General features: G+C 66.2%; 7 protein-coding genes. 5 read left to right on the top strand and 2 right to left on the bottom strand.

Annotated features, from left to right (window positions below):
- Positions 1-802: 802 nt before the first annotated feature.
- Positions 803-1,504, bottom strand: a complete 702-nt coding sequence (locus ACZY0Y_RS18920) for an SCO1664 family protein (RefSeq protein WP_463959776.1) — start codon at positions 1,502-1,504, stop codon at positions 803-805.
- Between the two features lie 13 nt (positions 1,505-1,517).
- Positions 1,518-2,183 carry an MSMEG_4193 family putative phosphomutase gene (locus ACZY0Y_RS18915; protein WP_463959775.1) on the bottom strand — a complete coding sequence of 222 codons (666 nt, stop codon included), beginning with the start codon at positions 2,181-2,183 and terminating at the stop codon, positions 1,518-1,520.
- Positions 2,184-2,275: 92 nt separating this feature from the next.
- Between ACZY0Y_RS18915 and ACZY0Y_RS18910 the strand changes: the two genes are divergently transcribed.
- The 5 genes from ACZY0Y_RS18910 to ACZY0Y_RS18890 all read left to right on the top strand — a co-directional run bounded on the left by ACZY0Y_RS18910 (position 2,276) and on the right by ACZY0Y_RS18890 (position 10,094).
- Positions 2,276-3,664: a sigma 54-interacting transcriptional regulator gene (locus ACZY0Y_RS18910; RefSeq protein ID WP_463959773.1), complete on the top strand. Its 1,389-nt coding sequence runs from the start codon at positions 2,276-2,278 to the stop codon at positions 3,662-3,664.
- Between the two features lie 25 nt (positions 3,665-3,689).
- Positions 3,690-5,690, top strand: a complete 2,001-nt coding sequence (locus ACZY0Y_RS18905) for a vWA domain-containing protein (protein WP_463959771.1) — start codon at positions 3,690-3,692, stop codon at positions 5,688-5,690.
- 117 nt (positions 5,691-5,807) lie between these two features.
- Complete coding sequence (locus ACZY0Y_RS18900) at positions 5,808-7,328, top strand: SNIPE associated domain-containing protein (protein ID WP_463885881.1); 1,521 nt, start codon at positions 5,808-5,810, stop codon at positions 7,326-7,328.
- Between the two features lie 100 nt (positions 7,329-7,428).
- Entirely contained in the window at positions 7,429-8,607 is a 1,179-nt protein-coding gene (locus tag ACZY0Y_RS18895) for an exonuclease domain-containing protein (RefSeq protein WP_463885891.1), read from the top strand.
- A gap of 629 nt (positions 8,608-9,236) precedes the next feature.
- Positions 9,237-10,094: a phosphatidylinositol-specific phospholipase C/glycerophosphodiester phosphodiesterase family protein gene (locus ACZY0Y_RS18890; RefSeq protein WP_463959769.1), complete on the top strand. Its 858-nt coding sequence runs from the start codon at positions 9,237-9,239 to the stop codon at positions 10,092-10,094.
- Positions 10,095-10,199: the final 105 nt, after the last annotated feature.

Below are 10,199 nucleotides of genomic sequence, written 5' to 3'. Positions count from 1 at the left end.
GGAACACCACCGGCAGCAAGGCCGGGAACCCCGTCATGCCCACCGACCGAACCCAGACCTAGATCAGAACGACCCCGCCCCATCAAACACAACCGGTGGATCGAGGCTTAGAGCCCGGTGTCCCGGGCGCCAAGGATTCATTTTAGTTGGGAGTTGCGTAGGGTCCCGTGCAGACGACTCCTGGTAACCGATCGTGCCGAAGAGAGAGGTCAGAAAAGGGCGGCGTTTTGAAGCGCGCCGAAACCCCAGGGGTAGGGGCTTCGCGTCCGCGCCTCAGCAAGAGGCCTCACCTCCACAGGCGTGAAACGAGCGATCGAAACTTCGTCAGTTATCCCGGGCCGATTTGACCCTGTGAGGCCCGCGTTCCTAGTTCCGACGCCGAAAGTTGAGGCACATATCACCCGGGCAAAGAAGACCTTGGTGGCCAACATCTCCCGCAAGGCTCGACATGTTCGGCCGGCCGCTACATCTGGAGCACCATGACAGGCACTTGGGGGATCAGACTGCGGTCCCCGGCGGCCGCGCCGTGCTGGCGGAACGGCGGCGACCGGTCTGGAACTGGGTGACATAACTACTGCACGGGCGAACTCAACGACTCCCGCCTTGTGGCCTTGTGCCCGCGGTCATGGGGGAGGTGCTGACAAGACTCGGCCGTCGACCTGAGGCGCAGTCCGCCCGACAGCCAGCCGTCTCACCGTGCATGAAAGAGGCGGAACCCGCTGCGCCCGAACGAAAGATGACGAGGTGGCCCACCGATAGAGCAAGCGCGTCCAAGACCGGCGAACAGGCGGAGTGACGAGCACTAAACCAGTGGCCACGGGTAGCGCATGCCGGTGCGGTCGATCGGCAGAACCCCTGCTGCAAGTAGGCGCCGGACGCGGTGCTGCAGGGCGGCGACCTCGTCGTCGTCGAGGAGTTCGGCCACTTCGGGAGGAGCGGCCTCTGCGAGCGGGGCGATGTCCTCGAGCAGGGCATCGGGGATAGGTTTACCGGCGAAATCCCAGATCACGGTGCGCAGCTTGAAGCTTGCCGAGAAGCACAGCCCATGGTCGACGCCCCAGATCCGTCCGTCGTCGCCACGCAGCACATGCCCGCTTTTGCGGTCCGTGTTGTTGGCGACATAGTCGAACACGGCGATCCGCGCTAGGTCAGGGCGCGTCTCGTGGGCGTCCTCGTACAGCGTGAAGTAATGCTCCTGGAAGTTGCACTCGATAAACCACTGAAGCGAACCGATCCCCAAGGGGGCGCCATCGCGAATCACCGTCGGGGGCACGAAGCCCCACCCCAGAGACTCGCTGAGCAGGTAGGCCGCGCGTTCCCGCCGGTACAGCCCGGGCTCGAAGTCGGATAGCGGGCGTTCGCCGGCCTGCGGCTTGTAAACCGCGTACCCCTCGTCCTCGCCGCAGGTGACCTGGACGAGGAACGTCTGGTTGCTGCTGCGCGGGATGAGGCCAAGCAGCTCAATGCTGCCCTCCGTCAGCAGGGTCAGCTCCCGGCCGGACACCAGCAACTCCGGTTCACGATGCCCGCAGCCCGCTGAGCGGTTCCGACGTCGAATTCACCATGTGCACCGCGGGGTCCTGGCCCTCCACGAACGAGATGGCCGACACCGAGCCCGGGCTGATCATGATCCGCTGGAACAAATCCAGCGGCGTACCCAAGGCGTGGGCGACGGCGGCCTTGATGGGATCGGCGTGGGAGAAGCAAACCACCACACCCCCAAAGTGGGCTGCGCACAGCGCCTCCATCGCTCCGACAATTCTCGCCTGCATCTCCTGGAAGCTCTCGCCGTCCGGGAAACGGAACTGTGACGGGCTGTGCTGCACGGTCTGCCACTCCGGCAGGGCCGCCAGGTCCGCGATCGCGGAGCCGGTCCAGCCGCCGAAATCGCACTCCAGCAGGCCGTCGTCGTGCTTCACCGCCAGACCCGTGCGAGCCGCCGTCGGCTCCGCCGTCTCGCAGGCGCGCTCCAAGGGCGAGGAATAGAGGGCGTCCACCGGCAGCCCGGCGAGCCGGTCCGCGATCCGCTCGGCCTGCTCCCGGCCGCGGTCGGAGAGGTGCAGTCCCGGCGCCCGGCCGGGCAGCACCATGCCCGTCGTCGGGGTCTCTCCGTGGCGCACCAGAAGCAGGAGCGTGCCCTGCCGAGAGGGCTCCGCCGGAGGTCCGGACGTTGCTGCAGTCATCAGTATCCAGCGTAAGCCGCACCGGGGCCCAGTGCGGAGGAATCTCCAGAAATCCCTCGATTCCCGGCCGGGTGCAGGTCTACGGTGGAGGAGTGAGTGATCGCCCCGAAGTCTTCACTGTTGGTGAACTGCGTGCCTCCGGCCACGTCCACAAGGACCTGCGCCGCGAAATCCGCGACAACCTGCTCGCCGCGCTCGCCGCCGGCCGCGACCCCTGGCCCGGGATGTACGGCTTTAGCCGCACCGTCCTGCCCCAGCTGGAACGCGCCCTGCTCGCCGGACACGACGTCGTCCTGCTCGGCGAACGCGGCCAGGGCAAGACCCGGCTGCTTCGGACCCTGGCCGGGCTGCTGGACGAGTGGTCGCCGGTGATCGAGGACTCGGAACTGAACGAACACCCCTACGAACCCCTCACCGAGCACTCCCGCGCCCTCGCCCTCACCGAGGGGGACCGGCTGCGGGTGGCGTGGCGGCACCGCTCGGAACGGTACGTCGAGAAGCTCGCGACGCCGGACACCTCCGTCGCGGACCTGATCGGCGACGTCGACCCCATGCGGGTGGCCGAGGGCCGCCGCCTGGGCGACCCGGAAACCATCCACTACGGCCTGGTCCCGCGCTCCAACCGCGGCATCATCGCCATCAACGAGCTCCCCGACCTCGCCGAGCGGATCCAGGTCTCCATGCTCAACGTGATGGAGGAACGCGACATCCAGATCCGCGGCTACGTACTGCGGCTGCCGCTGGACGTCCTGGTGGTCGCGTCCGCCAACCCGGAGGACTACACCAACCGCGGCCGGATCATCACCCCGCTGCGTGACCGCTTCGGCGCCGAGATCCGCACGCACTACCCGATCGAGCTCGACGACGAGGTGGCCGTCATCCGGCAGGAGGGGCATCTGGTGGCCGGCGTCCCGCCCGTCATCCTCGAGATCCTGGCCCGCTACACCCGGGCGCTGCGGCAGTCCCCGGCCATCAACCAGACCTCCGGGGTGTCCGCCCGGTTCGCCATCGCCGGCGCCGAAACCGTCGCCGCGGCCGCCCTGCGCCGGGCCAGCGTGCGCGGCGAGGACGAAGCCGTCGCCCGGATCATCGACCTCGACGCCGCCGTGGAAGTCCTCGCCGGGAAGATCGAGTTCGAATCCGGCGAGGAAGGCCGGGAACAGGACATCCTGGACCACCTGCTGCGGATGGCCACCGCCGAAGCCGTCCGGGCGCACTTCCACGGCCTCGACATGGGCGACCTCGTGGCCGCCCTCGACGGCCACACCACGGTGACCACCGGTGAACTTGTCACCGCGCGGGAGTTCCTGGACAACCTCCCATCGCTCAACGGATCCAGCCTCTACGACGACATCGGGGACCGCCTCGGCGCGGAAAACGACGGGCAGCGCGCCGCCGCCGTCGAACTTGCCCTTGAAGGCCTCTACCTCGCCCGGCGGATCTCCAAGGACTCCGACGACGAGGCGACCGTCTACGGTTAGGCGCCGTTACGGCTAAGGAGGGCCCATGACCGCTCACCACCGGTCCCGGTACAGCCGCTACGCGGGCGGGCCCGATCCGCTCGCGCCGCCGGTGGACCTGGCGGAGGCGCTGGACGCCGTCGCCGAGGACGTGATGGCCGGCTACTCGCCCCGGCACGCCCTGCAGGAGTACCTGCGCCGCGGCGGCCGGAACCGGGAAGGCCTGGACGACCTAGCCGGCCGCGTCCAGCAGCGGCGCCAAGACCTGCTGGGCCAACACAAGCTGGACGGCACCCTCAAGGAGGTGCAGAAACTGCTGGAGACCGCGGTGCTGGAGGAGCGCAAACAGCTGGCCCGCGACGTCCGAATGGACGACACGGACCGTGCCTTCCGCGAGATGCAGCTGCAGAACCTGCCTAAATCCACGGCGGCGGCGGTCAACGAGCTCGCCTCCTACGACTGGCAGTCCAGTACCGCCCGCGAGGCCTACGAGCGGATCAAGGACCTGCTGGGACGCGAGATCCTGGACCAGCGGTTCGCCGGGATGAAGCAGGCGCTCGAGGGCGCCACCGAGGAGGACCGCGCGGCCGTCGCCGAGATGCTGGCGGACCTCAACGAACTGCTCGACAAACACCGACGCGGCGAGGACACGGACGCGGACTTCCACGACTTCATGGCCAAACACGGCCAGTACTTCCCGGAGAATCCGAAGTCCGTGGAAGAGCTGATCGACGCCTTGGCCCAGCGTGCCGCCGCTGCTCAGCGGCTGATGCAGTCCATGTCCGCCGAGCAGCGCGAGGAGCTGATGCGGCTCTCCGCCCAGGCCTTCGGCTCGCCGGAGCTTATGGCACAGCTGGGCCAACTCGATGCCAACCTGCAGGCGCTGCGCCCCGGTGAGGACTGGTCCGGCTCCGAACGCTTCGAGGGGGAGGAGGGGCTGGGCCTCGGCGACGGCACCGGCGTGCTGCAGGACATCGCTGAGCTCGACGAACTGGCAGAACAGCTCTCGCAGTCCTACAACGGCTCCCGACTGGACGACCTGGACCTGGACGCCCTCGCCCGCCAGCTGGGGCAGGACGCGGCGGTGTCGGCCCGCACGTTGGCGGAGATCGAGCGGGCCATGCACGACGGCGGTTTCCTGCAGCGCGGCGCCGACGGAGACCTGAAGCTCTCCCCGCAGGCCATGCGGCGGCTCGGCAGATCGCTGCTGCGGGACACCGCCAAGCAGCTCTCCGGCCGGCAGGGGCGCCGGGACACGCGTGTTTCCGGGGCGGCGGGGGAGCAGACCGGCTCCAGCCGGCCGTGGGAGTTCGGCGACGCCGAACCGTGGGACGTCACCCGGACCATCACCAACGCGATCCGCCGCACCATCGCCGACGGCGGCGACCCGCGCCACGGACTGCGGCTGGCCATGGACGACATCGAGGTGACCGAGACGGAGGCGCGCACGCAGGCCGCCGTCGCGCTGCTGGTGGACGTGTCTTTTTCGATGGCCGCGGAGGGCCGCTGGGTGCCGATGAAACGCACCGCGCTTGCCCTGCACCACCTCGTTTCCACCCGGTTCCGCGGCGACCGGCTGCAGCTGATTAGCTTCGGCCGCTACGCGCAGACCATGGACATCGGCGAGCTCACGGCCCTGCCGGCCCTGCGGGAACAGGGCACCAACCTGCACCACGGGCTGCTGCTGGCCGGCCGGTTCTTCCGCCAGCACCCGTCCATGCAGCCGGTCCTGCTGGTGGTGACCGACGGCGAACCCACCGCGCACCTGCTGGCCGACGGCGAGTCGTGGTTCTCGTACCCGCCGGACGCGGAGACCATCCGCGTCACGGTGGCGGAGCTGGACCGGCTGGGGCGTTCCGGCACGCAGGCCACGTTCTTCCGGCTGGGCAATGACCCCGGCCTGGAACGGTTCGTCGCCCGGATGGCCCGGCGGATCGACGGCCGCGTTGTTGCCCCTGAGTCAGGGGATCTGGGAGCCGCCGTGGTGGGGGAGTACCTCCGCGCCCACTTCCGCGGCCGCCCTTATGACGACGAATGGGCTAAATAGACGCGCTACACGTCGCCGTGCTAATCGGGCCGGAGCCAGCGGTAAAGCACCGCGAGGAGTTTCTGTCGGCAGGTGCTGCTAGCGTACGAGAACAATTACTTGACCAATGGGGGAACCATGTCTGACTTGTCATCCAACCCTGCCCAGGAGCCGGAGGAACCGAAGAAGAAGCCTACCGGCTTTGCTAGGCATATCGCGTTGGCGTGCACGGGCCTCTTCCTCATAGCCATCCTTCCGACAGAGGCATTCCCGGCCAGCCTCATCCTGGCGGGTGGTGTTCTGTGGGTCTTGCTCGACGTTCTGAAGCAGTACAAGAAGTCCTTCGGAGCTCCCGCTGAAGGCTTCGGGGTCAGTGCTGAAAACACCTACCGGACCAGTCTGGGCGCCCCGCCTCTGCCAGCCAAGGGGCTGAAGGTGTACGCGGACGAGGTGTACCTGGCGAATGTGCAGATGCTTGCCGACCTACAAAGGCTCGGCGTCATGGATACCTTGGCCAAGGAGCGCCACGTTGCCGATCTGACCCGCAGGATTGCTGCCGCGGAAGGGGAGCTGGCGGCGGCCGACGCCGAGCTCAACGCTGTCCGGGGCGAGGTCCTTGACGTCCGGCAGGTCGCTGACCGGCACAACATCGGATTCTATGACTATGAGCATCCCGCGGAGACCTCCGTGAAGCTCGCCGACGAACTGGCAGCTGTCCGGGCCCGCATCAAGGACAAGCTGCGTGAGAAGAGCGCGGTCACCACCGTCTCCGGATTCACCTTCAACGGTTCCACCAAGGAAGGTTCCAAGTTCGTCCGCGACCTTTCAGCGCTTCTGCTGCGTGCCTACAACGCGGAGGCCGAGAACTGCGTCAAGACGGTGAAAGCCGGAAACCTGCACACGGCCGCGGCCCGTCTCGAGAAGGCACGAGAGCAGATCGCCAAGCGCGGAACCATGATCGGCCTCCAGATCACCAGCGCCTTCCACGGATTGCGTGAGAAGGAGCTCGAACTGGCTGCCCGGCACCTGGAAGCCGTCGCTATCCAGAAGCAACTAGAGGCGGAAGCTCGGGCCGAAGCGCGTGAGGCGGTCAAGGCCCAGCGCGAATGGGAAGCGCTGAAGGCCAAGCAGAAGAAGGAAGTCGATCACTACGCCAACGTGCTTCTCCAACTGCAGGCCGCCGGAGACGTTGAAGGCGTCCAACGCGTCCAGGAGCAGTTGGACGAGGCGGAAGCGAAGCTCGCCGACGCCGAGGACAACGCACTGAACACCCGGGCCGGGTACGTGTACGTTATCTCCAACCTCGGGGCGTTCGGCGATGGGGTAGTGAAGATCGGCATGACGCGTCGTCTCAACCCCATGGAACGTGTGAGGGAACTGGGGGACGCCTCCGTCCCGTTCCTCTTCGACGTGCATGCACTGTTCTTCTCCAAGGACGCGGTGGGCATTGAAACCATGCTCCACCAGCACTTCGCTGGCCAGCGGGTGAACCTGGTCAACTTGCGCCGCGAGTACTTCTACGCGACCCCCCTTGCAGTTAAGGAAGCCCTCGTAGAACATCACGTCGAGCTCGTCGAATACCAGGAGAATGCGCCGGCCGAGGAATACACAGCGTCTAAGGACCTGCGCGAGACGGGCCAGCTCGTTGGCGCGCGGTAGATGTCGGTGCGACGCAGACTCCGCCAGCGCGAGTGGCAGAGCACGACGAGAAACTTGAAACCAAGTTCGAAATCGGAAATGGGGGATATCCGTGCGTGAAATGAGCTTCACTGCCATCGATTTTGAGACGGCCAACAGTCAGCGCGGTTCGGTCTGTGCAGTCGGCCTGGCAAGGGTTGTAAGTGGAGAGATCGTCGAACGAGCGTCTTGGCTGATCAAGCCTCCGAGCGGAATCGATCACTTTGAGCCCCGGAATATCGGCATCCATGGCATCCGTGCGCAGGACGTTGTGACCGCACGTGATTGGGAAGAGTCACTCGCACGCATCTTCGGGTTCGCCGGTGGAGGGCAGTTCGTGGCGTACAACGCCAGGTTCGATGCGAGCGTCATGCGAGCCGCTTCTCACGCGACGGGAATTGACCTGCCACAGCACGAGTTCTATTGCGCACTGGATCTCGCCCGAGGGCACTTGGATCTCCCGCGTCACAAGTTGAACGACGTCGCTGAACATTTGGACTTACCGCCTTTTGAACACCATGAGGCCGGTGCGGACGCGATCGCCTGCGCCAGCGTGGTGCTTGCCATAGCCCGTATGCGACAGCTCCAGTCCGTCGCTGAAATGTGGACGGCCCCGACCGGCGCGAAACGAGCCAAGGCTTCAGGTTCGGCTAGGCAGCGAACGCCTGTCGGTGGGCAAATTAACTACACCACCGAGCGGAGCCTCCGCCTGGCTGACCTGCCTCAAGCCAATGCATCCGCCGACCCGGATCATCCCTTTTTTGGTCACACATTCTGCTTCACGGGCGAGCTGCAGAATTTCTCAAGGCTAGACGCCATGGCCGCGGTTGCAGACTGCGGAGCGACCAACCGCCAGGGAGTCACCAAAAAGACAACGTTCGTCGTCTTAGGGCGATCGGATTCTACGCACTCGGCATCGGCCAAAGACTTGGGTGCTTCCGGCAAGGAACGTAAGGCGCTCGACTACATTGCTCTCGGCCAACAGATCACTGTGCTGGGGGAGCAGGAATTCGTTCAGCTCCTAGGCAGCGCGAGCGTCAACAGGGCAGTCTTGCCTTCCGTGCCTGTCGTGGCAACGTTCCTTCCTGACACCGCGCCGGATGCCACAGGTGAGACATCGGATCGTCCTGCTCCTGCCAGTGCTCCACCCATGAGTGGTCCCGGCGGTGCTGGCGTCCGCCGCGTCCAGAACGTACTGGACAAACGTAGCGAGGGCCCAGAGTGGCTGATCCAACTGAAGCGAATCTTTGGCCTGAAGTAATTATCTGAACAGCCGATTCTGCGTAGAGGCCAGGCACCGGCTGACCGTGGACACAGGAAGGACGGAAGAGGACGACGGCGGGGGCCCGCCGTCGTCCGCTTGGCAGGTTCATTCCTGGGCGCTGAGCTGCCAATGAATTCGGATGGCCTCGGCAATTGGGCCAGTGGTGACGTCGACGCGGAAAGCAATGGGCGCGGTTCCTGTCCCTTCGATGACCGAGTCACGGTCGCCAGCTGAGGTCCGCGGACTGTCTGGGGCACCTCAGTGCCCAATTCCGCGGACGCTTCTACGACGACGCTTTCCAGCAAGTACGCGCTTACTTTTATCCCCGGGGGCCGATGCTGGTTTCGACCACTGGAGCATTTTTCGTCCGGTTCCAGCGCCATTGAAGCCGCAACGGCCCACAGGACACGGAAGGCATCAGACAGATCCCGGAAGGCTGACTCCGGGAACCACACTGGCCGGTCCTCCCACAGCCCTGCACGCCAATGGTCCTTCCCAGTTCACCAGCCAGCCACCAACACGCCCTCCAGCGTTCTCCCGCGACCAGCAGTCTTTTCTCGCCCCCTTTTGCCCGGCACGTCCCCATGTGCCCGGGCGGAGAATCCACTGCCTTCAAGGAGTACTCCGTGTTCGTGAAAAGCACCCTTGCCGCCGTCGCCGTCCTTGCCTCCCTGGCCGGGACAGCAGCAGCCCCTGCCCCGGCGGAGGCAACCAGGCCGGCTCCCGTCGTCGTAGGCCAGCCGCTCGCCCAGGCGCACGCGCACAACGACTATGAGCATGACCGCCCCTTGTTCGATGCGCTGGAGCATGGCTTCACCAGCGTGGAAGCGGACGTGTGGCTGGTGGACGGCGAGCTGCTGGTGGCCCACGACCGGGAGGGTGTCCAGTCCGGCGTTACGCTCGAGAGCCTCTACCTCGATCCGCTCCAGGACCTGGTCCGCGGCCAGGGCCACAGCGTCTACCCGAAGTGGGATGGCAGCCTGCAGCTTCTGATCGACATCAAGAGCGACGGCGAATCCACCTACGCCGCAATCGAGCAGGAACTGGCCGAGCACCGGGACATCATGAGCCGCTACAGCCACGGCAACACCAAGACCGGCCCGGTCACCGCGGTCATCAGCGGAAACCGCCCGCTGGCCACCATGCAGGCGCAGGAGACGCGCTTCGGCTTCTACGATGGCCGCTCCGCAGACCTCACCTCCGGAAAGCCTGCCGGCCTGATGCCGCTGGTCAGCGACAACTGGACCAAGCTCTTCACCTGGCAGGGCGTCGGTCCCATGCCGGAGGCCGAGCGCGCCAAACTGCGCGCCTACGTGGCCGACGCGCACGCCAACGGCCACCGCGTCCGCTTCTGGGCCACCCCGGACATGCCCGGCACCGCACGCGACGCCGTCTGGAACGAACTCTTCGACGCCGGCGTGGACCACATCAACACCGACGACCTCGCCGCGCTGCAGCAGTTTCTGACCGCCCGCGGGGCCTAAGCCTCGATCCACCGGTTGTGTTTGATGGGGCGGGGTCGTTCTGATCTAGGTCTGGGTTCGGTCGGTGGGCATGACGGGGTTCCCGGCCTTGCTGCCGGTGGTGTT

This window comes from Pseudarthrobacter kochi (genome assembly GCF_055412805.1).
Note: the sequence above shows the minus strand (reverse complement) of the source record. Positions and strands in the feature narration are given on the sequence as shown.